The 23,592-nt window shown below is 63.9% G+C and carries 23 protein-coding genes; 16 read left to right on the forward strand and 7 right to left on the reverse strand.

Annotation, left to right across the window (positions count from 1 at the left end; genetic code table 11):
• Window position 1 precedes the first annotated feature (1 nt).
• From pyrH to J0L98_RS05965, 15 genes are all read left to right on the forward strand, one after another.
• Window positions 2-718, forward strand: coding sequence for a UMP kinase (gene pyrH / locus J0L98_RS05895; protein WP_296410634.1), 717 nt, complete (start codon window positions 2-4; stop codon window positions 716-718).
• Between the two features lie 10 nt (window positions 719-728).
• On the forward strand, window positions 729-1,286 hold the full coding sequence (frr, locus tag J0L98_RS05900; protein ID WP_296402356.1) for a ribosome recycling factor: 558 nt from the start codon (window positions 729-731) through the stop codon (window positions 1,284-1,286).
• Between the two features lie 52 nt (window positions 1,287-1,338).
• Window positions 1,339-2,127, forward strand: coding sequence for a polyprenyl diphosphate synthase (uppS, locus tag J0L98_RS05905; protein ID WP_296410636.1), 789 nt, complete (start codon window positions 1,339-1,341; stop codon window positions 2,125-2,127).
• Complete coding sequence (locus tag J0L98_RS05910; protein ID WP_296410637.1) at window positions 2,120-2,944, forward strand: phosphatidate cytidylyltransferase; 825 nt, start codon at window positions 2,120-2,122, stop codon at window positions 2,942-2,944. Before uppS ends, J0L98_RS05910 begins: the two co-directional genes overlap by 8 nt.
• A 4-nt stretch (window positions 2,945-2,948) precedes the next feature.
• A complete protein-coding gene (ispC, locus tag J0L98_RS05915; RefSeq protein WP_296410638.1) occupies window positions 2,949-4,142 on the forward strand; it encodes a 1-deoxy-D-xylulose-5-phosphate reductoisomerase in 1,194 nt (397 codons plus the stop codon).
• 5 nt (window positions 4,143-4,147) lie between these two features.
• Window positions 4,148-5,512 carry an RIP metalloprotease RseP gene (gene rseP, locus J0L98_RS05920; RefSeq protein WP_296410697.1) on the forward strand — a complete coding sequence of 455 codons (1,365 nt, stop codon included), beginning with the start codon at window positions 4,148-4,150 and terminating at the stop codon, window positions 5,510-5,512.
• A gap of 6 nt (window positions 5,513-5,518) precedes the next feature.
• A complete protein-coding gene (gene bamA, locus J0L98_RS05925; RefSeq protein ID WP_296410639.1) occupies window positions 5,519-7,810 on the forward strand; it encodes an outer membrane protein assembly factor BamA in 2,292 nt (763 codons plus the stop codon).
• A 38-nt stretch (window positions 7,811-7,848) separates the two neighbouring features.
• The gene (locus J0L98_RS05930; protein ID WP_296402367.1) at window positions 7,849-8,352 is read left to right on the forward strand and encodes an OmpH family outer membrane protein; all 504 of its coding nucleotides are present in this window, start codon (window positions 7,849-7,851) and stop codon (window positions 8,350-8,352) included.
• Between the two features lie 10 nt (window positions 8,353-8,362).
• Entirely contained in the window at window positions 8,363-9,391 is a 1,029-nt protein-coding gene (gene lpxD, locus J0L98_RS05935; protein ID WP_296410641.1) for a UDP-3-O-(3-hydroxymyristoyl)glucosamine N-acyltransferase, read from the forward strand.
• A 5-nt stretch (window positions 9,392-9,396) separates the two neighbouring features.
• Window positions 9,397-9,831, forward strand: a complete 435-nt coding sequence (gene fabZ, locus J0L98_RS05940; RefSeq protein ID WP_349769113.1) for a 3-hydroxyacyl-ACP dehydratase FabZ — start codon at window positions 9,397-9,399, stop codon at window positions 9,829-9,831.
• Complete coding sequence (gene lpxA, locus J0L98_RS05945; RefSeq protein WP_296410642.1) at window positions 9,828-10,601, forward strand: acyl-ACP--UDP-N-acetylglucosamine O-acyltransferase; 774 nt, start codon at window positions 9,828-9,830, stop codon at window positions 10,599-10,601. The genes fabZ and lpxA overlap by 4 nt, the downstream gene beginning before the upstream one ends.
• Window positions 10,602-10,604: 3 nt before the next feature.
• The gene (lpxB, locus tag J0L98_RS05950) at window positions 10,605-11,756 is read left to right on the forward strand and encodes a lipid-A-disaccharide synthase (RefSeq protein WP_296410643.1); all 1,152 of its coding nucleotides are present in this window, start codon (window positions 10,605-10,607) and stop codon (window positions 11,754-11,756) included.
• Between the two features lie 66 nt (window positions 11,757-11,822).
• The gene (gene rnhB, locus J0L98_RS05955; protein ID WP_296410644.1) at window positions 11,823-12,431 is read left to right on the forward strand and encodes a ribonuclease HII; all 609 of its coding nucleotides are present in this window, start codon (window positions 11,823-11,825) and stop codon (window positions 12,429-12,431) included.
• Window positions 12,428-12,883, forward strand: coding sequence for a CopD family protein (locus J0L98_RS05960; RefSeq protein ID WP_296410645.1), 456 nt, complete (start codon window positions 12,428-12,430; stop codon window positions 12,881-12,883). The genes rnhB and J0L98_RS05960 overlap by 4 nt, the downstream gene beginning before the upstream one ends.
• Window positions 12,884-12,885: 2 nt before the next feature.
• A complete protein-coding gene (locus tag J0L98_RS05965) occupies window positions 12,886-13,671 on the forward strand; it encodes an RNA methyltransferase (protein ID WP_296410646.1) in 786 nt (261 codons plus the stop codon).
• Here J0L98_RS05965 and bioD read toward each other — a convergent pair.
• The 7 genes from bioD to ppk1 all read right to left on the reverse strand — a co-directional run bounded on the left by bioD (window position 13,660) and on the right by ppk1 (window position 21,914).
• Window positions 13,660-14,328, reverse strand: coding sequence for a dethiobiotin synthase (bioD, locus tag J0L98_RS05970; protein ID WP_296410647.1), 669 nt, complete (start codon window positions 14,326-14,328; stop codon window positions 13,660-13,662). The genes J0L98_RS05965 and bioD overlap by 12 nt on opposite strands.
• The gene (gene bioC, locus J0L98_RS05975; protein WP_296410648.1) at window positions 14,325-15,101 is read right to left on the reverse strand and encodes a malonyl-ACP O-methyltransferase BioC; all 777 of its coding nucleotides are present in this window, start codon (window positions 15,099-15,101) and stop codon (window positions 14,325-14,327) included. Before bioC ends, bioD begins: the two co-directional genes overlap by 4 nt.
• On the reverse strand, window positions 15,094-15,828 hold the full coding sequence (locus J0L98_RS05980; protein WP_296410649.1) for an alpha/beta fold hydrolase: 735 nt from the start codon (window positions 15,826-15,828) through the stop codon (window positions 15,094-15,096). The genes bioC and J0L98_RS05980 overlap by 8 nt, the downstream gene beginning before the upstream one ends.
• Complete coding sequence (bioF, locus tag J0L98_RS05985) at window positions 15,825-17,009, reverse strand: 8-amino-7-oxononanoate synthase (RefSeq protein ID WP_296410651.1); 1,185 nt, start codon at window positions 17,007-17,009, stop codon at window positions 15,825-15,827. Before bioF ends, J0L98_RS05980 begins: the two co-directional genes overlap by 4 nt.
• Entirely contained in the window at window positions 17,002-18,333 is a 1,332-nt protein-coding gene (bioA, locus tag J0L98_RS05990) for an adenosylmethionine--8-amino-7-oxononanoate transaminase (RefSeq protein ID WP_296410652.1), read from the reverse strand. The genes bioF and bioA overlap by 8 nt, the downstream gene beginning before the upstream one ends.
• Window positions 18,334-18,444: 111 nt before the next feature.
• Entirely contained in the window at window positions 18,445-19,728 is a 1,284-nt protein-coding gene (locus tag J0L98_RS05995) for a fibronectin type III domain-containing protein (protein ID WP_296410653.1), read from the reverse strand.
• Between the two features lie 98 nt (window positions 19,729-19,826).
• Window positions 19,827-21,914: a polyphosphate kinase 1 gene (ppk1, locus tag J0L98_RS06000; RefSeq protein WP_296410655.1), complete on the reverse strand. Its 2,088-nt coding sequence runs from the start codon at window positions 21,912-21,914 to the stop codon at window positions 19,827-19,829.
• Window positions 21,915-22,072: 158 nt separating this feature from the next.
• Between ppk1 and ppx the strand changes: the two genes are divergently transcribed.
• Window positions 22,073-23,584, forward strand: a complete 1,512-nt coding sequence (gene ppx, locus J0L98_RS06005; protein ID WP_296410656.1) for an exopolyphosphatase — start codon at window positions 22,073-22,075, stop codon at window positions 23,582-23,584.
• Window positions 23,585-23,592 lie beyond the last annotated feature (8 nt).

The following is a 23,592-nucleotide window of genomic DNA, read 5'->3' on the forward strand; positions in this document are numbered from 1 at the left end:
AATGAGTCAGCCCGCCTACAAACGCATTCTTCTCAAGCTTTCCGGCGAAGCCCTGATGGGTGACGACGCTTATGGTATCAACCGAGATGTGGTTGCCGGGATCGTTGCCGATGTGGTCGATGTGACCCGTGTCGGTGTTGAGGTCGGGATTGTGATTGGCGGCGGGAACATCTTCCGTGGGATGGCGGGGGCCGCGTCCGGCATGGATCGCGCCACCGCCGACTACATGGGGATGCTGGCCACGGTGATGAACGCCATGGCCCTTGCAGATGCATTCCGGGCTGCAGGGGTCAATGCGCGGGTGCAGTCGGCCCTGCGTATCGATCAGGTGGTCGAACCTTACATCCGTGGCAAGGCGATCCGCTACCTCGAAGAGGGTCGTGTCGTCATTTTTGGTGCCGGCACCGGCAATCCCTTCTTCACCACTGATACCGCTGCGGCCCTGCGCGGCTCAGAGATTGGTGCGGACATCGTGCTGAAGGCGACCAAGGTGGATGGCATCTACACGGCTGATCCCAAGAAAGACCCGTCGGCAACCCGCTTCCACAAGATCTCCTTCGATGAGGCGATTTCGCGGAATCTCGCGGTCATGGATGCGACGGCCTTTGCGCTGTGCCGCGATCAGCGTCTTCCCATCAATGTTTTCAGCCTTTTCAAGAGCGGGGCGCTGAAGCGGGTGGTGATGGGCGAGGATGAAGGCACGCTGGTCTACTGCTGAGGATGAAGCAATGATTCCCGAGCTCAAGAAAACTACTGAACACAAGATGCAGCGCTCCATCGAGGCCCTCAAGCAGGATCTCGCCAAGGTGCGTACCGGCCGGGCCCACGTGGGCATTCTTGATCATGTCATGGTGGATTACTATGGTAGTCCGGTGCCCATCAGTCAGGTGGCCAACATCACCCTGATCGATGCGCGTACCATCGGTGTCCAGCCTTGGGAAAAGCCCATGGTTGGCAAGGTCGAGAAGGCCATCCGTGATTCCGATCTGGGTCTCAACCCGGCCGCTCAGGGCGAGGTTATCCGAGTTCCGATGCCCGCCCTGACGGAAGAGCGCCGCAAGGAGCTGATCAAGGTCGTGAAGCATGAAGGTGAGGGCGCCAAGGTGGCCGTGCGCAATCTGCGGCGTGATGCCAATGCCGCACTGAAGGATGCGCTCAAGGCCAAGACTGTTTCGGAAGATGATGAGCGTCGCGCCCAGGACGACGTTCAGAAGTTGACGGACAAGGCGATTGTCGAGATCGACAAGCTTCTCGCGCAGAAAGAACAAGAGCTGATGCAGATCTGACCTTCGGGTCAGACTCTGCTTTTCCGTTCCTCTTCTTCCAGGTCGATACGATATGGTGCGATTGCCGTTTCTCAGCTCCACTCGGAGCGTACCCGAGGCCTCGAAGGTTCCGCGGCACATCGCAATCATCATGGATGGCAATGGCCGCTGGGCACGCAAGCGGCTGATGCCACGGGTCGCCGGCCATGCCAAGGGGGTGGATTCGCTGCGAGAGGTGATCCGTAGCTGCCTTGATCGTGGCGTTGAGTACCTAACGGTCTTTGCCTTCAGTTCCGAGAATTGGCGTCGTCCGAAGGACGAAGTGTCTTTCCTGATGCAGTTGTTCGTGAAGTCCCTGAAGGCCGAGATCGACAGGATTCACCGCAACGAGATTCGTCTGCGCGTGGTGGGGGATCTCACCCCCTTCGACGAGGCTCTGGTGTCCCTCATCCGCGATGGGGAGGCCCTGACGGCGGGGAACGCCAAAATGAATCTCACGATCTGTGCCAACTATGGTGGTCGGTGGGACATCATGCAGGCTGTCGAGAAGATGATGGCAGCGTCGTCGACCTCAGGCGGCCGCCCCTATTCCGAGGAAGATCTGGCGCCCCATCTGGCGCTCAGTTTCAGCCCAGAACCCGATCTCTTCATCCGCACTGGTGGTGAGCAGCGCATCAGCAATTTCATGCTTTGGCAGCTTGCCTATTCCGAACTCTATTTCACGGACAAGCTGTGGCCCGAGTTCGGCGAGGCTGCCCTGGGCGAGGCCATTGCGTCCTATCAGGGGCGAGAGCGGCGCTTCGGCAGAACCAGTGAGCAGCTCGTCTCCGACAAGCCCGATACCACTTCAGATCATGCTTAAGGCGCGGGTCATCACCGCGCTTTTCCTGCTTGCAGGTCTCCTTGCTGCACTGTTCCTGCTGCCCGCAGTCGGATGGCTTGTGTTTGCGTCCCTGATCTGCGCTGTCGCGGCCTCGGAGTGGTCGACCATGCTCGGCTTTGGCGGTATATCCAGACATATCTACGCCGGCATCCTTGGTGCCTTATGTCTTGCTTCCGGCGCGGTGGCAGGACTGCACCAGGAAGCCACGGTCGCTCCTTTTGGCCTTGCCCCTGTCTATGCGGTGAGCGCGCTGTTCTGGGTTCTGTGCGTACCTTTCTGGTTGCGGGCCCGTTGGCAGTTGCCGGGGCGCGGCGCGGCCGCGTTGATCGGGCTGGTTCTGCTCCTCCCGCCCAGCCTGGCCATCGCCCACCTTCGACTCCTGAGTCCCTGGTTGTTGCTTGGGGTAATGGCGGCCGTCTGGATTGCCGACATTGCCGCATATTTCACGGGGCGTGCCTTCGGTCGTCGTAAGTTGGCACCCGCGATCAGTCCAGGCAAGAGCTGGGAGGGGGCCTTTGGTGCGGTGGCCGGCGTGACGGTCTATGGTTTGATCTGCCTGTCGATGGTCGGGCATGGACTGTCATCAGGTGGGTATTTCCTCGCCGTGCCGGCGCTGGTTGCGTTTACCGCCATCAGCATCATCGGTGATCTTTTCGAATCGCTTATCAAGCGTCAGGCTGGCGTGAAGGACAGCGGTACCCTGCTGCCCGGCCATGGCGGGGTGCTTGACCGCATCGATAGTCTTACCTCCACTCTGCCCATAACCGGGCTGCTGGCACTCTGGATTGCGTCCTGAAGCCATGAATCAAGGCAAGAAACTCGTAACGGTGCTCGGTGCGACGGGCTCCATTGGCGTCAGTACGCTGGATGTTGTGGCGCGACACCCGGATCGTTTCGGTGTGTTTGCCCTTACGGCCCACCGTCAGGTGGACAAGCTCTTCGAGCAGTGCCTGACGCACCGACCCGCGTACGCCGTTCTCGACAAATCCGCCGATGCCCTCGATCTGCAGTCCCGCCTTGATTCGGCGGGCTGCTGCACAGAGGTGCTGGTGGGGGCAGCGGCGCTGGCCGAGGTGGCTTCCGCACCGGAAGTGGACTTGGTCATGGCAGCCATCGTGGGTGCTGCCGGTCTTGAGCCAAGTCTGGCCGCGGCGCGGGCGGGCAAGCACATCCTGCTGGCCAACAAGGAGGCCCTGGTGATGTCGGGGGCGCTCTTCATGCAGGAGGTCGCGGCGACCGGAGCGACCCTGTTACCTATTGATAGCGAACACAACGCCATCTTTCAGGCCTTGCCGGCCGGTTTTCAGCGCGGACTCCACGATAGCGGTGTTACACGCATCCTGTTGACAGCGTCAGGCGGGCCTTTCCGGCGCAAGCCCCTGGAAGAGCTTGCTGCGGTCACGCCGGACATGGCCTGTGCCCATCCCAATTGGGTCATGGGGCGCAAGATTTCCGTCGACTCCGCCACCATGATGAACAAGGGCCTTGAGGTGATTGAGGCCCACTGGCTGTTCGGTCTGCCGGCGAGCGGCATCGAGGTGGTCATCCATCCCCAGAGCGTGATCCACTCGATGGTTTCGTATCTGGACGGGTCGGTCATCGCCCAGTTGGGCAATCCGGACATGCGAACGCCCATCGCCCATGCCATGGCCTATCCCGATCGCATTGATGCCGGGGTGCGCCCCCTTGATCTGTTCGAGATCGCTCGGCTCGATTTCGAGCGCCCCGATTTCGCCCGCTTCCCCTGCCTCGCCCTTGCCTATCGGGCATTGGAAGAAGGAGGGGTTGCACCCGCGGTGCTCAATGCGGCCAACGAGGTTGCGGTGGGGTGTTTTCTGGAGGGTGGTCTGCGGTTTGACCGCATCTCGGCGGTTATTGCGGATACGCTCGATGCGATCCCGCCGCGTGCGGCTGACAGCCTTGAGCTAGTCTTCGATGCTGATCGACAGGCTCGCGAGATCGCCGGCAGTCTTGTGCGGGAGCTGGGCGCGTGAGCGGTATGGGTCCGCTGGATTACATCCTGCCCTTTCTGCTGGCGCTCGGGATCCTGATCGTCGTCCACGAGTTCGGCCACTACAGTGTGGCTCGACTATGCGGCGTCAAGGTGCTGCGTTTTTCCGTCGGTTTCGGCAAACCACTTCTGCTGCGCCGCTTTGGTGCGGATCAGACGGAGTGGGTGCTCTCGGCCTTTCCGCTGGGGGGCTACGTAAAGATGCTGGACGAGCGGGAGGCGCCCGTGGCCTCGCACGAACTGCATCGGGCGTTCAATCGCCAGACGGTCTGGCGCCGGATCGCGATTGTGGCCGCCGGGCCGCTGGCCAACCTGATTCTCGCTGTTGCCTTGTACTGGGGGCTTTATGCCGGTGGTGTGGAGGAACTGCGTCCGCGTCTCGGCCCTTCGCTGACGGCCAGCCTTGCCCGGCAGGCTGGCTTTGCTGACGGGGATCTCGTGCTCAGCGTGGATGGACGCGCAGTGGAGACCTGGCAGGAGTTTCGCTGGGTGCTGATCAACGAAGCCCTGGACAAGCGGGTGGTGGTGATCGAGACGATCAACGATGCGCGGGAGATCACTTTTCGGAAGCTTGACCTGAGTGCCGCAACGGTGGACCAGGACAAACAGGACATCGCAGCCCAGCTTGGCTTGACTCTGCAGCGTCCGAAGTTGCCGGCAGTGCTGGGCAGTCTGAGCCCGGGAGGGGCCGCCGAGGCCGCAGGTCTGCGCACGGGTGATCGGGTTATCCGTGTGGGGGAGCTGAGTGTGGATGACTGGACCACCTTGGTCACGGCCGTGCGCGATGCGCCGGGGCAATCCCTTGAGATCGAGGTCAATCGGGGTGGGGCTCCTTTCGTGACGCGCGTCGTTCCTGCCTCCGTCGAGGAAAATGGTCGCACGATCGGACGGATCGGTGTCGGCGTTGCGGATCAGGAGGGGCGACGCGAACAGATGTTCGTGACTGTCCGATACGATCTGCTTGATGCTCTCGGAAAGGGCGTTGAGCAGACATGGGATACGGCAGCGCTGAGCCTTTCGGTCATGGGGCGGATGATCGTCGGCGAAGTTTCGGTGAAGAATCTTAGCGGTCCGGTCACGATCGCTGACTTTGCCGGACAGTCGGCACGCATGGGTTTGTCCCATTACATCAAGTTTCTGGCGCTCATCAGCATCAGTCTCGGGGTTCTGAATCTGCTCCCGGTCCCGGTGCTTGATGGGGGACACTTGCTGTATTATGTGATCGAGATCATCAAGGGCGGCCCGGTTTCCGAGCGAGTAATGGAGATCGGCCAGCAGATCGGAATGGCCCTGCTGGCAGCGCTAATGGCTTTCGCCTTCTACAACGACATCAACCGCCTTGTTGCTAGCTGAAATCGGATGAAATCCAAGCTTCTTTCCGGGGTGATCGCTGCGTTTTTCGTGGCATCTCCCGCATTGGCCTTTGAGCCATTCGTCGTCAAAGACATTCGTATTGAAGGTATCCAGCGGACTGAGGCCGGTACGGTCTTCAGTTATCTGCCGGTGAAGGTTGGTGAGCAGTTCACCGACGACAAAGCTTCCCAGGCGATCAAGGCCCTGTTTGCCACCGGTTTTTTCAAGGATGTCCGGATCGAGGTGGACAAGGACATCATCGTCGTTGTGCTGGATGAGCGTCCGGCGATTTCCCAAGTGGATTTCGTGGGGATCAAGGAATTTGACAAGGAGGCGTTGAAGAAGGGGCTGAAGGAGGTCGGTCTGGCCGAATCGCGCATCTTCGATCGTGCCGTGTTGGAGCGTGCCGAGCAGGAGCTGAAACGCCAATACCTGTCGAAGGGGCTCTACGGCGTGCAAATCACCACCACGGTCACGCCCCTCGAGCGCAATCGGGTGGGGGTCAACTTCAACGTGGTCGAAGGCGAGGCGGCGCGAATCCGTCAGATCAGCATCATCGGCAACAAGGTGTTCAAGGAAAAGGAGCTGCTTGAGCTCTTCTCCCTGACCACCCCGGGCTGGATGACCTGGTATTCCAAGAGCGATCAGTACTCCAAGCAAAAGCTCTCCGCTGATATCGAAGCCTTGCGGTCCCACTATCTGAATCGCGGCTACCTGGACTTCAGCATCGATTCGACCCAGGTGTCGATCACCCCCGACAAGAAGGACATCTACATCACCCTCAGCATCAGTGAAGGTGAAAAATATACCGTTTCCGATGTGAAGCTGGCCGGCACGATGGTGGTGCCCGAAGCTGAGCTGCAGGGGCTCGTCAAGCTCAAGGCCGGTGACACTTTCGTGCGTGACAACATCACCGCGACCACCAAGGCCATCAGTGATCGTCTGGGCAATGAAGGCTATGCCTTTGCCAACGTGAATGCCGCGCCGGAGGTGGACAAGGCCAAGCGGGAGGTGGCATTCACCTTCTTTGTGGATCCGGGGCGTCGGGTGTATGTACGCAAGATCAATTTTGCGGGCAATCTGCGCACCCGGGATGAAGTGATCCGCCGCGAGATGCGTCAAATGGAAGGCGCCTGGTACGACGGGGCTGCGCTCAATCGGTCCAAGGTCCGCCTTGACCGTCTTGGCTATTTCGACGAGGTCTCCATCGAGACGCCGGCGGTCGCGGGTGCCACGGATCAGGTGGATGCGAATTTCACCGTCAAGGAGCGCGCCACGGGCAACCTCATGCTGGGTGCGGGTTTTTCCAGTTCCGAGAAGGTCATCCTCTCGGCATCGATTTCCCAGCAAAACCTGTTTGGCACCGGCAACGCAATGACCTTGCAGTTGAATACCGGCAAGATCAACAAGACGATAGCGCTGTCTTTCACCAATCCGTACTGGACCATCGATGGCGTCAGCGTGGGTTGGGATATCTATCAGCGAAACGTTGATCCGACCTCCCTGTCGGTGGCGACCTACAAGAGCTCCTCCATCGGTGCGGGTATCCGTTTCGGCTACCCGATTGCCGAAGATGACCGGATCAATTTTGGTCTTTCGATCGACCAGACCACCATCAAGGTCTACGATTCCAGCCCAGCGCCCTACGTCAATTTCGTCAATACCTTCGGTGACACTGCGCGGAGTCTGCTGGCGACAGCCGGGTGGGCCCGGGATCGCCGCGACAGTTTCCTTTATCCGACATCGGGCGTGTATCAGCGGGCGTCGGTGGAAGTTGCCACGCCGGTTCTGGACATGCGCTATGTCCGCGCCAACTACCAGCATCAGTACTGGATTCCCTTCGGCGGCGGCTACGCGCTGATGCTCAACGGTGATGTGGGCTATGCCCACGGCTACGATGGCAAGGAACTGCCCTTCTACAAGAATTTCTATGCTGGCGGTATTGGTTCGGTGCGCGGTTATGAGCAGAGCACCCTTGGGCCACGCTATACCGACAGTTCGGGTTTTGTTCGTTCCCTGGGCGGCAATCGGCGCATGGTTGGCAACGCGGAGTACTATTTCCCCATGCCTGGTTCGCAGAAGGACAAATCCATGCGTCTGTCGCTGTTTGCCGATGCGGGATACGTGTGGGGGGCAGACGACAAGGTTCGGGCTTCCGATTTGCGTTACAGTGCCGGCCTGGCGTTCTCCTGGAGTTCTCCCGTCGGCCCCCTCAAGTTCAGCCTTGGTCAGGCGCTCAAGAAGGAAGAGGGCGACCGTACGCAGAAATTCCAGTTCCAGTTGGGTACGGTTTTCTGATCGCGACCGAACCGTATTGCATGCAGATGGAGGTTTGAGTGAAGGGTATTGGCATTTCCATGCTGGCAGCAGTGCTGCTGGCCACGTTTGCGCAGACGGCTGCCGCCGAGGTGAAGGTCGGTTTCGTCAATTCCGACAGGGTCATGAAGGAAGCGACGCCCGCCAAGAAGGCGCAGCAAAAGCTCGAGAAGGAATTCGAAAAGCGCGATCAGGATCTTCAGCGCATCGCGAAGCAACTGCAAGGTATGCAGGAAGCCCTCGAGAAGAATTCCATGACCATGGGCGAGGGCGAGCGCCGCAACAAGGAGCGCGAGTTCAACGACCTCAACCGCGAGTTTCAGCGCAAGCAGCGTGAGTTTCGGGAAGACTTGAACCAGCGTCGCAACGAAGAGTTGGCGGGGGTGCTTGAGCGTGCCAACAAGACGATCAAGCAGATCGCCGAAGCGGACAAATACGACATTATCTTCCAGGAGGCTGTTTACGCCAGCCCGCGCATTGACATCACCGACAAGGTGATCAAGGCCCTGAGCGAAGCCAAGTAAGTCGGCGCAGATGGAACTCTCCCTTGGCGAGCTCGTAGGGCAGCTCGGCGGTGAGCTTGTCGGTGACTCCACTGTTCGGGTCAGGCAGATTTCGTCCATTGAGTCGGCGGGAAGCGGGGAGCTGACATTCCTCTCCAATCCCAAGTTTGCTTCGGCACTTGCTAACAGTGCTGCGTCGGCGTTCATCCTGTCCCCCAAGGCGGCGGATCTGACCAGCCGGCCGCGCATTCTCACGCCGGATCCCTATCTCTACTTCGCCCGGGCGGCCCAGTTGTTCAATCCGCCCCGACGTCCTGCGCCCGGACTTCAGCCCGGTGCGATCGTCTCGTCCGACCTGCCCGGGTCCGTTGCGGTGGGGGCCAATGCGGTTATCGGCAGGGAATGCAGCATTGGCGAGCGCTGTGTCATTGGCCCGGGATGCGTGATAGGCGACGGTGTGGAGATTGGTGAGGACTCGATTCTTCATGCCGGTGTCAAGGTCTACGACGGTTGCGTCGTCGGCGCCCGGGCCATCCTGCATGCGGGCGCCGTCATCGGGGCGGACGGGCTCGGCTTTGCCCGGGATGGGGAGAAGCGTTGGGTCAAGATCCCGCAGATTGGCCGGGTTGTCCTCGGGGATGATGTGGAGGTCGGTGCAAACACCACCATTGATCGCGGCGCCCTTGGGAATACCGTGATCGGACGCGGCGTCAAGCTCGACAATCTGATCCACATCGCCCACAACTGTCATGTGGGTGACGACACGATCATGGCAGCCATGGCGGGCATTGCCGGCAGCGCCCACATCGGCAAGAGGGTCATGGTGGGCGGAAAGGCCGGGGTCGCCGGGCACCTGAAGGTGGCGGATGACGTGGTTGTGTCTGCAGATAGCAATGTGACCAAGAACATCGACAAGGTTGGGGTGTACACCTCGGTTGTTCCCATTCAGTCCCACGCGGACTGGATCAAGAATTTTTCACACCTCCGCCGTCTCGATGCAATGGCAGACCGGGTGCGCGAGCTGGAGAAGAGGCTCGCCGAAATGGAAAAGAAATCATGAGCGAAATCATCGACATCAACGAAATCAAGCAGTACATCCCGCATCGTTATCCTTTCCTGCTTGTGGATCGGATCGTCGAGATCGAGCTCGGCAAGCGCGCCCTGGGCCTCAAGAACGTGACCATCAACGAGCCCTTCTTTCCCGGTCACTTTCCGCACAACCCGGTCATGCCCGGCGTTCTGATCATCGAGGCCTTGGCCCAGGCTGCAGCGGTGCTGGCCTTCAAGACCGACGGAACGATTCCGGACAAGGACGCGATGGTGTATTTCGCCTCGGTGGACAATGTCCGCTTCAAGCGTCCCGTGGTGCCCGGTGATCAGCTCATGCTCGAGGTCGAGATTGTCCGCACCATCCGCAACATCTGGAAGTTCAAGGGGGTTGCCCGTGTCGCCGGTGAGGTGGCAACCGAAGCCGAATTCATGTGCGCGATCAAACGATGACGATTCACCCGACTGCGATTGTCCATCCCGGTGCACGCCTCGCCGCAGACGTGCAGGTAGGGCCGTACTCGGTCATCGGCGAGCACGTCGAGATCAGCGAGGGTACGACGGTTGGCCCGCACGTGGTCATCGAGGGGCATACCCGGATCGGTCGTGACAACCGGATCTTCCAGTTCTGCTCGATCGGCTCGGAGCCCCAGGACAAGAAATACGCCAACGAGCCTACCCGCCTCGAGATCGGTGATCGCAACACCATTCGCGAGTTCTGCAGCTTCAGTACCGGCACCGTCCAGGATGGTGGCCTGACCCGGGTTGGCAACGACAACTGGATCATGGCCTATGTCCATGTTGCCCACGACTGCACAGTGGGCAACAACACCATCTTTGCGAACAATGCCACCCTTGCGGGGCATGTCTCGGTGGGTGACTGGGCGATTCTCGGTGGATTCACCGGTGTCCATCAGTTCGTCCGAGTCGGCGCCCACAGTTTCTGCGGCGTAGGCACCGTGCTGCTGCAGGATCTCCCGCCCTTCGTCACTGTGTCGGGCAACCCGGCCTCGCCCCATGGCATCAATAGCGAGGGCTTGAAGCGGCGCGGTTTCTCCAGCGACGGCATTGCGGCCATCAAGCGTGCCTACAAGACGCTCTATCGCAACGGGCTGACCCTGGACGAAGCGCGCCAGCAGATTGCCGCCGCTGCGGGGGATGTTCCCGAGCTTCGGCCGTTCTCCGAGTTCATCGCCGACTCCGGTCGTGGCATTGTCCGTTAGTCCATGGCTCTGCGCATCGCCATGGTGGCTGGCGAGGCGTCCAGTGACCTCCTCGCCAGCCACCTGATCCGGGCGCTCAAGCGCCATCTGCCGGATGCGGAGTTCTTCGGCATCGGCGGCCCCAAGATGCAGGCGGAGGGCTTCAAGGTGCTCTGGCCCGCCGAGAAGCTGGCTGTCCACGGCTATGTCGATGCGCTGAAGAACTACCGGGAGCTGTCCGGCATCCGCCGCACCTTGCTGAGACGCCTGCTTGCCGATCCACCGGCAGCCTTCATCGGGGTGGATGCACCCGACTTCAGCCTGTGGCTCGAGAAGCGCCTTAAAGACAGGCATATCCCAGCGATCCACTTTGTCGGCCCGTCCATCTGGGCCTGGCGCAAGGGGCGCCTCAAGGGCATCGCCCGTTCCGTCAGCCACATGTTGTGCCTGTTCCCGTTCGAGCCGCCCCTTTACCAGGCGGAGGGCGTGCCGGTGAGTTACGTAGGGCATCCGCTTGCCGACGTCTTCCCCATGGTGCCTGATCGGGCTGCTGCACGGGAGATGTTGCAGATCCCTGACGGTGTTCCGGTGTTTGCCCTGTTGCCGGGCAGCCGCCAATCCGAAGTGCGCAATCTCGCCGACACCTATATCGCCACCGCGGCAGCGCTGCACGAACGCCATCCGGATGCCTGCTTCCTCGTCCCTCTGGCAACGCGGGAGACCCGCTTGCTGTTTGAGGAGGCCCTGCGCAGACACGCCAACATGGATCTGCCGATCCGGATCCTTTTCGGTCATGCCGTCGATGCAATGATCGCGGCAGATGTCGTCCTGGTGGCGAGCGGTACGGCGACCCTTGAGGCCGCCTTGCTGAAGCGTCCGATGGTGATCACCTACAAGATGGGCAAGTGGTCTTTCCGCCTGATGCGACGGATGGCCTACCTGCCCTGGGTTGGGTTGCCGAACGTGCTGGCCGGGCGCGAGGTGGTGCCCGAGATCCTTCAGGACGCGGCGACGCCCCAGGCCCTTGCCGATGCCCTCGATGCCTGGCTGACCGACAAGGTCAAGGTGGCCGAGCTGACCCGTATCTTCACCGACATGCATCAGCAGTTGCGTCAGGACACCGCTGCCAGGGCTGCTGCGGCCATCCTGCCTTACCTGCAGGGGCGCGGACGATGAAGGTGCAACCCGGAGGGGCGCCGTATCGCCCTTATTTCCATTGGGGGGAATGCCCCGGAGAGCCCCGTGGGTAGTTCTCCAGGCCTTCTGTGTGGCGTTGATGAAGCCGGGCGTGGCCCCCTGTGCGGACCGGTTGTCGCCGCGGCGGTCATCCTCGATCCGGCACGGCCGATCAGCGGTCTGGGTGATTCCAAGAAGCTCTCCGAGAAGCGCCGCGATGCGCTGGCCCTGGAGATTCGCGAGAAGGCCCTGGCCTGGTGCATTGCCGAGGCCAGCGTCGAGGAGATCGACCGCCTCAACATCCTGCATGCTTCCATGCTCGCCATGCAGCGGGCCGTCGCAGGGCTGCAACGGGTGCCGGACAGGGTGGCGGTGGATGGCAATCGCTGCCCCCATCTGCCCATGCCCTGCGAGGCTATCGTCAAGGGTGATGCCCTGGTGCCGGAGATCTCGGCGGCATCCATCCTGGCCAAGACCGCACGGGATGCCCTGCTGGTGGCCCTCGACAAGCAGTATCCCCAATACGGGCTGGCAGCACACAAGGGCTATCCGACGCAGGCCCATCTTGCCGCCCTGAAGGTCCATGGCGTGTGTGCGATCTACCGGCGCAGTTTTGCGCCGGTCCATGCCATTTTGGCCAACCCGCCCCTCTGGACCGACGAGGACTGCCTGTGAGACTCCATCATTTTCTGCTGTTCATCCACCTGGCCGGTGTCGTGGTCTGGGTGGGAGGCATGGCCTTTGCCCATTTCTGTTTGCGTCCGGCGGCGCTTGCGTTGCCGCCTGCCCAGCGTCTCGGTTTGTGGAGCGCCGTGCTGGGGCGCTTCTTCCGGATTGTGTGGGTGGCCATCGCCGTGATCGTGGTGTCGGGGTTTGCGATGCTGCTTGAGGTCGGGTTCGCCCAGGCACCCCGGTCGTGGCATGTCATGGCTGCCATCGGCCTGGTGATGGCAGGCATCTTCGTCAGCATCTGGTTTGGCCCGTGGCGGGCCCTGCAGCAGGCGGTCGCGGCCGAGAGCTGGGCCCAGGGGGCGCAGGCGCTCAACCTCATCCGCCAGCGGGTCACCCTCAACCTGGCCCTGGGGACGCTGACCGTGGCTCTGGCCACCCTCGGCCTGGCCTACTGATCGTGAAGCTGATCACCTCCCGCGACAATCCGGCGGTGAAGCACCTGCATGCCCTAGCGACGTCCGCCCGGGACCGGCGGCGGGAGGCGGAGACCCTGCTCGACGGGGCTCATCTGCTGGAGGTGGCGCTGGCGCGAGGTGTTGCCCTGCAGCAGGTGGTGGTGAGCGAAAGTGGCAAGGCGCTGCCCGAGATTGCATCCCTGCTGGCGCACTGTGCCCCGGATGTCCTCATCGAAGTCCCTGACCGGGTGTTTGCCCACATCAGCCCGGTGGACTCGCCCAGCGGCGTGCTGGCCCGAATCGCCATCCCGGCGCAACCCGACGCGGGGCCGCTGGTGGATACCTGTGTAGTCCTCGACGGTGTGCAGGATCCGGGAAACCTCGGCACCATCCTTCGCACGGCGGCGGCGGTCGGCGTGGAGGAGGTGCTGCTGACGCCGGGCTGCGCCCAGGCCTGGTCGCCGCGGGTGCTGCGGGCCGCCATGGGGGCGCACTTCGGCCTGCGTTTGCGGGAAGGTTGCGATGTCGCCCTCGCCCTCGCCGGTTTTCCGGGGGCGATTCTGGCTGCTGATCTGCGCGATGCGGTTGAGCTTTACGACATGGACCTGCATCTACCGGTGGCCTGGCTGTTCGGCTCGGAAGGGCAGGGGCTGTCTCCAGCGGTGGCCGCCCTGGCCACCCGCCGGGTGCTGATTCCGATGCCGGGTGGCATGGAGTCCCTGAACGTGGGGGTCGCCGCCGGGGTATGCCTGTTCGAGCAACTGCGCCAGCGCCGTTCAGGCCGGTAGGCTGACGCTGGCCGCCGCGCTTGCGGCTTCGCCGCCTGGCTGAAAGGGAACTACGCCGAGCAGGGGCGCGTCCATGCGCAGGCGCAGGGCGTCCAGATTTTCCTGAAAGCGCAGCATGGCCGGATCCACCTGGTTGGCAATCCAGCCTGCCAGCCTCAGGCCCCGGGCCTGGATGGCCTCGGCGGTGAGCAGGGCATGGTTGATGCAGCCCAGGCGCATGCCTACCACCAGGATCACCGGCAGAGCCAGGTCACAGGCCAGGTCGGCGGTGTCGTAGCCGGCATCCAGCGGCACGCGAAAGCCCCCCACGCCTTCCACAAAAACCACGTCCGCCTGACGGGCGAGTTCGTCAAAGGCCGCCAGAATACGTCCGGCCTCGATCCGCACGCCTTCCTCGGCCGCGGCGATGTGCGGGGCAATCGGGCTGGCCAGGCAGTAGGGGTTGAGCAGGGCGAGACCGGGGTCGAAGCTGCCGGCCGCGCGCAGGCGGGCGGCATCCTCGTTGATGAACTCACCCTGGATCGTGTCGGCGCCAGCGGCCACCGGCTTCATGCCCACGGCCTTCAAGCCGCGGGCCCGGGCCGCGTGGAGCAGGGTGCAGGTGACGAAGGTCTTGCCGATCTCGGTGTCGGTGCCGGTGATGAAGTAGGCGCTCATGTCTTTTCCGCGAGGAGCCAGAAGGTGTCGTAGGAGGCGGGCAGTCCGGCCGGTGTGCGGTGCATCTCGTAGGCTTTGACCAGCTTGTGCCAGGCCGTCTTGCCCAGGGGCGCGCGGCGCGCGGCACCGGTGTGGTGGGCACCAAGGGTCTTGATGTCGGAGAGCAGGCCGCGCAGGTCGGGGGCCCAGGCCTGGAGTGTGTCGCGTTCGCTGACCAAGATGCGCAGCCCGGCGTCTTCGGCGGCGTCCTCGACCACTTCCGGCGGTTGGAAGGGCAGCACGTGCTCGTGGGTGTCCACCAGCCGGAAGGCATCGCGCAGTTCATGCAGGGTGCCGGGGCCGAGGGTGGCGATCCATAACTGGCCACCAGGGCGCAGGCTGCGCGCGAGCTCGGGCAGGGCCCTGCGTGGATGACACCACTGCAGGGCATAGCTGGACCATATGGCATCAATGCTGGCGTCGGCCAGGGGCAGTCTCTCCAGATCGGCGCACAGGGGCCAGGCCAGGCCGGGGGCGTGGCGGCGCAGCATGGCCGGGGCGAAATCGAGGGCGATCAGATCGGCATCGGGGAAGCGTTGCTGCAGTCCGGTGAGGGCATAACCGGTGCCGCAGCCGGCGTCGACGATGCGGCGGGGCTGGAGCGTCTGGGCCGCGACCATGGTGAGCAGGTGATCGCTGGCGCTGCGCTGAACGGTGGCGACGGCATCGTAGGCGTCGGCTGCCTTGTCGAAGGCCTTGCGCACGGAGCGCTTGGGGGCTGGTGCGTCAGTCACGGGCGAAGCCCTCGATCAGGCTGGCGCAGTCCTGGGGGCGTGACAGGAAGGGCGCGTGGCCGGCATCGGCGAAGATGCTCAGGCGCCCGTCGGGCAGGGTGTCGGCCAGCCATTCGGCAGCGGCAACGGGCATCAGGGTGTCGCCGGCGCCGTGGAGCAGGCGGACGGGCTGCCGGATTTGTGGCACCGTGCTGCGCACATCGATGCTGGCGAGCAGCCCCAGGCCGTCGGCGAGTGCGGCCTTGCGGGCCTCATCCGGTGGCGTCGCGGCATGGCCCAGACCATTGACCACCTCGCGCCGGCGCGCATCACCGAGTCCCTGCAGGGCGATGAAGCGGCGCTGGGTGCTGGTGGGCTCTAAATCAAAGCTGCGTCGGAAGTCGGCCAGGGTATCGGCGGGCATGGCGGCCTGCCAGTCGTCGGCCTGCACGAAGCGTGGTGTGGCGCTGATGAGGACCAGTCGGGCGACCCGGTCAGGATGGTGGCGGGCCAAGTGCAGGGCGAGTTGGGCGCCGAGGGACCAGCCGACCAGCAGACTGCTCCCCGGGATCTGTGCCAGCACTGCGTCGGACCAGCTTTCGAGGGTATGGCCGGCGGGGTCCGCATTGCCGTGGCCGGGCAGATCAAGGGTCCGCACGTCCAGGCTCGGATCCACGGCGGCCTGCAACGGCGCCCACACAGCGGATGACAGCCCCCAGCCATGGAGGAGAACAATGGGGCTGGTCATGGCCGTGCAGCCTCCAAGCGCCGGAGGGTGTCCACCAGTTGATCGATCTGCTCGTTGCTGTGGGCCGCCGAGAGCACGATGCGCAGGCGTGCCGAGCCCTTGGGCACGGTGGGTGGGCGGATCGCCGGGACCCACAGCCCCTCGGCGTCGAGGGCCCGGGCGACGGCCAGGGTTTCGTGGTTGTCGCCGATCACCAGGGGCTGGATGGGGGTGTCGGAGGGCAGCAGCTGCCAGCGGCGCAGGCTGAGCCCGGCCCGGAAGCGGGCGATCAGGGCGTTGAGGTGGGCGCGGCGGTCGTCACCCTGTTCGATCAGATCGAGGGCGGTGAGCAGGCCTTCGGCCAGCATCGGCGGTGCCCCGGTGGTGAAGATGTAGCTGCGGGCCTTGTTGAGCAGCCAGTCGATCACGTCCCGCTGGCCGGCCACGAAGGCGCCGGACACGCCCGCGGCCTTGCCCAGGGTGCCCATGTAGATCAGGCGCGGTGAGGCAAGGCCGAAATGGGCCAGGCAGCCACGCCCCTGGGGGCCGAGCACGCCGAAGCCGTGGGCGTCATCCACCAGCAGCCAGGCCTGGTGGGCTTCGGCCAGGGCGAGGAGTTCGCGCAGGGGGGCGATGTCGCCGTCCATGCTGAACACGCCGTCGGTGACGATCAGCTTGCGCGGGGCGTGGGAGGCGGCCAGGCGACTTTCCAGCGCAGCCAGATCGCAGTGGGGATAGCGGATGAACTCGGCCCGGGACAACAGGGCGCCATCCACCAGTGAGGCGTGATTTACCTTGTCGGCGAAGATGGCATCGCCGCGGCCGACCAGGGCCGGCATGACGCCGATGTTGGCCATGTATCCGGTGGAGAAATACAGCGCGTCCTCCATGCCGGTGAAAGCGGCGAGGCGCCGCTCCAGGGCCTCGTGGGCGGCGTAGTGGCCGCTGACCAGGTGCGAGGCGCCGGAGCCGGTGCCCCAGCGCTGGCTGCCGCGGCGGACGGCTTCGGCGATGGCCGGATCGGCGGCGAGGCCCAGGTAGTCGTTGGAGCAGAAGGCGACGACGGGCTCGGTACGGTCGGCCAGGCGCGTACCGGGCCGGCAGGGCGTGGTGACGACGCGGCGGCGGCGGCGCAGGCCGGCGGCATCGAGCTCGCCCAGTCCGGCGCGCAGCGCGTCCAGCGGGTCGAGGTGTTCAGCCAAGGCTGGCCTCCAGGGCCGCGGCGCAGCGGCTGGCGAGGAAGTCGATCTCGTCGTCGGACAGGATGTAGGGCGGCATGGTGTAGACCGTGTTGCCGATGGGGCGCAGCAGCAGCTCCCGGCTCAGTGCTTCGGCGAAGAAGCGGCGGGAGAAGCCGGAGGGCGCATCAGCCACATCGAAGGCCAGGATCATGCCCTGCTGACGCAGGTGGCGCACCTGTGGGTGGCTGCCGACGGCGCTCCGGAAGGCGTCACCGAGGCGGGCGGCCTTGCGCCGGTTGGCGGCGATCACGTCGTCCTGGGCGAAGATGTCGAGGGTTGCCAGGGCGGCGCGGCAGGCCAGCGGGTTGCCGGTATAGGAGTGGGAATGCAGGAAGCCCCGGGCGGCGGCGTCGTCATAGAAGGCGGTGAACACGTCGTCGGTGGTGAGCACGATGGACAGGGGCAGGTAGCCGCCGGAGATACCTTTGGAAAGGAGCAGGAAGTCCGGCCAGATGCCGGCCTGCTCGCAGGCAAAGAAGCTGCCCGTGCGTCCACAGCCGACGGCAATCTCGTCGGCAATGAGGTGGACCTGGAAGCGGTCGCAGAGCTGGCGGGCGAGGCGCAGGTATTCCGGGTCGTACATGACCATGCCCGACGCGCCCTGCACCAGGGGTTCGACAATCAGGGCGGCGGTGTCGTCGGCGTGGGCCTGGAGGTGGGCCTCGAGGGCGGCGGCGGCGCGACGGGCCACATCGGCAGCGCTTTCACCGGCTGCGGCCAGGCGGGTGTCGGGGCTGGGCACGCAGGTGCCACCGCGGACCAGGTCGGCATAGGCGTCACGAAACAGGGCGACGTCGGTGACGGCCAGGGCGCCGACGGTCTCGCCGTGGTAGCTGCCGGCCAGACTGACAAAGCGGTTCTTGCCCGGCTTGCCCTGGTTGCGCCAGAAATGGACGCTCATCTTGAGGGCAATCTCGGTGGCCGATGCGCCGTCGGAGGCGTAGAAGGCGTGGCCGAGGTGGTGACCGGTGAGGGCGGCCAGACGTTCGGAGAGTTCGACTACCGGCTCGTGGGTGAAGCCGGCCAGCATCACGTGTTCCAGGGTGTCGAGCTGAACCTTGAGGGCATTGCCGATGCGCGGGTTGGTGTGGCCGAAAAGGTTGACCCACCAGGAGCTGATGCCGTCCAGGTAGCGCCGTCCGTCCATGTCGAAGAGCCAGGCGCCCTCACCCCTGGCGATGGGGATCAGCGGCAGTTGCTCGTGGTGCTTCATCTGGGTGCACGGGTGCCACACAGCGGCGAGGGAGCGGCTCAGGAAGCGGGTGTTGTGCGGACTGGACTGCATGGGTGGATCGGACGCGACTCGGAAAGTGAAAAGTGGAGCGGCCAGGGCATGGCGGCTCCACTCGGCGGACCGGCCTGCAGCACCGTCGGTGCTGCGTGCGGGCGGCAATGCTCAGTAGGCGTAGATGCTGGCGCTGCCGGCACCGACGGCCGTGTAGATGCTTTGGGCATTGACCAGACCGTACAGGGTGCTGCCCGCCAACGGCGAGGTTTGTGCTGTCCAGGTGGTGCCGGTGAGCTCCCGGGTGTAGATCGTTCCGTTGGTGCCCAGGGCCACCAGTCGCGAGGCCGCGGACACGGCGGTCAGGTTGCCGGCAAGGACGGTGCTGCTCCAGGTACTGGCATCATTGCTGGTGAGTACCGTGCCATCGGCACCGACGGCTACGAAAGTGTAGGTGGTGACGCTGTTGCTGGTGGTGGCCACGGCTGCCACTGCGGTGAGGTCGCCGCTCTGGGTGGTGGCCGTCCAGTTGACGGCGTCGGTACTGGTGAGCACGGTGCCACCGCTGCCGACAGCCACCCATACACCCTTGGTGGAGTAGGCCACGCCGCGCAGGTTGGCGGTGATGGCCGGGCTTACCGTGGTCGCGTTCCAGGTGATGCCGTCGTTGGAGTAGCGCAGGGCGCCGTTGTCGCCCACAGCCACCACGGTGGAGCCGTTGGTGGCAATGGCGTTGAGGGTCTGGGTGGTGCCGGTGGCGGTGCTGGCGACGGTGGTCCAGGTGTTGATGTCGGAACTGTAGGCGGCGGTGCCATTGCTGCCGACCGCCACGTACTTGGCGATGCTGCTGGCGTACACCACGCCCTTCAGATCGACACTGCTGTCGACGACGGTGCCGGTCGGCGTGGTCCAGGTCAGGGGTTCGGACGAGACGTAGTTACGGCCGGTGGAGGTGTCCGGTGTACGGAAGATCGCGCCACCGTCGCCAACCGCCACATAGGAATAGGTGCTGGAACCGCTGGTCGTGAGGCCGTAGGCCACACTGCGCAGGGTCTTGCCCGAGCCGAGGGTGCCGCCGGTGTACCAGCTCGAGCCGGCCAGTCGCGTGGTGGCCGTTTTCACCGTCGAGCCAGGCCCGCCTTCGCCGCCATCCTTGCGGGCATTGAGGGTGAAAGCGTACTCCGTGGCATCGGTGAGGCCGGTGAGCACGTAGGGCGGTGACACATTCAAACGGTAGCTGGTGGTGTCGCCACCCGGGGAAACGCTCGTGCCTGCCTTGAACCACAACCAGTATTCGACGCCGGCTTCGGCTGTCCAGTTGATGAAGGCCTGGTTTTCACCGGCCACCACAGTGACGTTGGAGGGTGCCGGTGCGGAAGAACCGCCCCCGCCGCAGGCGGCGAGGAGTGCAATGAGGGGGGCGGCAAGAATCAGGCGGCGTTGGGGCAGGAACATGGAGGCAGGACCATCGGTGAATGGAGCGATCCCGGATTCTACAACAGGGGGGCTGTCCTGCCAGTGCTCCCTTGCTTGAGCATGGGAGCACAAGCGGGTCAGGCGCTCTGCACGCCACTCAGTTCCTTGAGCAGGATCTCCTGGGCCGAACGGCGTGTGGTGCGCGGGTTCTTGCGGCGATACTGGTTGTCATTGCCCAGTTCCCAGGCCTGGCAGTTGTCGCCCAGGTAGGGGCGCAGCCCCTCCTTCATTACACGCCGTTTCACTTTAGGGTCGAGGATGGGGAAGGCGATTTCGATGCGCTTGAAGAAGTTGCGCTCCATCCAGTCGGCGCTGGACAGGTAGAGCTTGTCCGCCCCGTCGGCGCCAAAGTAGAAGATCCGGTGGTGTTCCAGAAATCGCCCGACAACCGAGCGGACCCGGATGTTCTCGGAGAGACCGGCCACGCCCGGTTTGAGCGCGCATACGCTGCGGGCGATCACGTCGATCTCCACTCCGGCCCGGGAGGCTTCGTAGAGCGCTTCGATGGTCTCCGGCTCAAGCAGGGCATTGACCTTGACGATGATGCGACCCTTGCGTCCGGCCCGGGCGATCTCCGCCTCATCCTTGATGGCTTGCACGACATTGGGTTGCAGGGTGAAGGGTGCTTGCCAGAGGTGGCGCAGGCGCCCGGCCTGACCAAGCCCGGTGAGCTGCTTGAAGACCTCCGCCACGTCTGCACCGATTTCCTCGTTGGCGGTGAGCAGGCCGAAGTCGGTGTAGAAGCGGGTCGTGCGCGGATGGTAGTTGCCGGTGCCCAGATGCGCATAGCGGCGCAGGGTGCCTTCCTCGCGACGCACCAGCAGCAGCATCTTGGCGTGGGTCTTGTAGCCGAAGACGCCATACACGACGTGGGCGCCGACTTCCTCCAGACGCGCGGCCCAGCTGATATTGGCTTCTTCGTCGAAACGCGCCATCAGCTCGAGCACCACAGTGACTTCCTTGCCCTTCTGGGCGGCGCGGACCAGATGTTCCATCAGCACTGAGTCGGTGCCGGTGCGATAGACGGTCATCTTGACGGCCACCACATCGGCATCGTCCGCCGCGGCCTTCAGCAGTTCGATGACCGGCTCGAAGCTCTGGAAGGGGTGATGGAGCAGGATGTCCTGGCGACGGATGGCGCGGAAGATGTTCTCCTGTTTCTCAAGCCCCTTCGGCCGTGCAGGCCGGAAGGATCGGTACTTGAGATCGGGCCGCTCGACCCAGTCGGGCACCTGGTTGAGGCGGACAGGATTGACCATGCCGGGGACCCGGTAGACGTCCTCGCGGTCGAGACCGAACTGGGTCATCAGGAAGGCTGCCATGGCCTCGGAGCAGTTGTCGGCGATCTCCAGACGCACGGCGTCGCCATAGTGGCGTTGTTGCAGTTCGCCCTTCAAGGTGGCGCGCAGATCCTTCACCTCTTCCTCGTCCACGAACATGTCGGAATTGCGGGTCACCCGGAACTGGTAGCAGCCGAGTACGTTCATGCCCTCGAACAACTCGCCCACATGGGCGTGCAGCATGGAGGACAGGAATACGAAACCATAGTCCACACCGGTAAGGTCCTTGGGCAGGCGGATGACCCGGGGCAGGGCGCGGGGGGCCTGCACAATGGCGGCGCCCGAGCTGCGCCCGAAGGCATCCCGGCCCTCCAGTTCGACGGCAAAATTGAGGCTCTTGTTGAGTACCCGCGGGAAGGGGTGGGCCGGGTCCAGGCCGATGGGGGTGAGGACGGGCATCACTTCGCGGATGAAGTAGTCCCTGGCCCACAGGTGCTGGGCGTCGGTCCATACCGAGCGGCGCAGGAAGACGATGCCCTCGGCGGCCAGCGCGGGAAGGATGGTGTTGTTGAGCAGGTTGTACTGATCGGTGATCAGGCAATGCACTTCGCGGCTGATCCGGGCCTGCAGTTCGCTTGGGGTCAGCCCGTCCGTGGTCAGGACAAGACTGCCCAGGCGCTGCTGCTCCTTGACGCCCGCGACCCGGACCTCGAAGAATTCGTCGAGGTTGCTCGACACGATGCAGAGAAAGCGGAGGCGCTCAAGCAACGGAACCGACGGATCGGCCGCCTGGGCCAGCACACGGCGCTGGAATTGCAGCAAGGACAGCTCACGGTTGACGAAGTGATCGGTGCTGAAATGGCGCTCGGGCTGTGTACGGTGCATGCTGGATCCTCGTGGTATTACGGTTCGGCTTTTAGTATGTGACGTTTATGTTTCGTTTGGATGACGATGGGGCTGCCGGGTGGATTCGCATGGCCGACTCTGTCCCGGGTGCTAGAATTCGGGGCCTTGGCGCCGCTGGCGCATCTTCCGTGTGATTCATGAACCGTGAGTTGATTGCAGCCATTGATCTTGGTTCCAACAGTTTCCGTCTGCAGGTCGGACGGATCGTCAATGACCAGATCTACCCCCTTGATGGTATCAAGGAGTCAGTCCGCCTCGCTGCGGGCCTGTCGCCCGATCGCATGCTTGATGCGGCCTCCCAGTTCCGCGGGATCAGCGCACTGCGCTGTTTCAACGAGCGCCTGCGCGACTATTCGCCGGATGCGGTGCGTGCGGTGGCGACCAACACCCTTCGGGTGGCCAAGAACGCGGCCCACTTCCTTGTGCAGGCCGAGGCCGCCCTGGGTTTCCCGATTGAAGTCATCGCAGGCCGTGAAGAGGCGCGACTCATCTACGTAGGCGTCGCCCACACCCTGCCCAATCCCCATCGGCAGCAACTGGTGGTGGATATCGGGGGGGGCTCCACCGAGTTCGTGATTGGCAAGAGCTTTCAGCCAATTGCCCTGGAGTCCCTGTACATGGGCTGCGTGAGCTTCTCGCTCAGGCATTTTCCGGACGGGCGGGTGGATCGGCGAGGTTTGCGCGATGCCGAACTGGCGGCGCAGAAGGAAATACAGACGATCTCCCACGCCTACCGCGAGGTCGGGTGGGAAGAGGCGGTGGGGTCCAGTGGGTCGGCGAAGGCCCTTGTGGATATCCTCGAACTCAACGGTCTGTCGGACGGGGGCATTACCCGCAGTGGCCTGGAGCGTCTGCGTGCGCTGATGCTCAGGGCGGGCAATGTAAACAGCCTGCAGCTCGAGGGCCTGCGCCCGGATCGTCTGCCTGTTCTGCCCGGCGGGTTTGCCATCATGTGGGCGGTCTTCGAGGAGTTCGGCCTCGAGCGCATGACGTTTTCCGAAGGTGCACTGCGTCTGGGCGTGTTGTACGACCTGCTTGGTCGCTACCACCACCACGACCTGCGGGATGCCACTGTGGCGGCCTTCGTGGAGCGCTACGGGGTTGATGCCGCCCATGCCCGCCAGGTGGCCGAGACCGCGAGAGCCTTCCTGCTCCAGCTCGATCCCGACGCGGCGGACGAGGAGAACGTTGACAGGCGCTTCCTGGAGTGGGCGGCGCAGCTCCACGAGATTGGCGTGTCGGTGGCTCACTCCAGCTACCACAAGCACAGCGCCTACATTCTCGGCAACGCCGACATGCCCGGGTTCTCCAGGATGGACCAGGGGCGCCTCGCGCGCATGGTGTTGGCCCATCGGGGCAAGCTGGCCCGGGTCAGTGCCCTGGAACTCGATAGCCCTGAGTGGCGCCTGATCCTGTGCCTGCGTCTTGCTGCAGTCGTGCACCGTGCCCGCGATGGTCGCGGCGTGCCGCCCCTGCGCCTCCGGCGGGACGGGCGCGGCCATGTGGTGGTGGCCGATGCCGAATGGCTGCGCAACCTTCCCTTGACGGCGGCGGCGCTGGATGAGGAAGAGCGTCAGTGGCAGGCCATCGGGCTGCCGATGAAGGTGCGCCTCGAACGGGCATCGGCGCGCAGTCCGGTCATCACCTGAGGACGGCC

It is taken from the genome of Zoogloea sp. (assembly GCF_017302315.1).
Taxonomy (GTDB): Bacteria; Pseudomonadota; Gammaproteobacteria; order Burkholderiales; family Rhodocyclaceae; genus Zoogloea.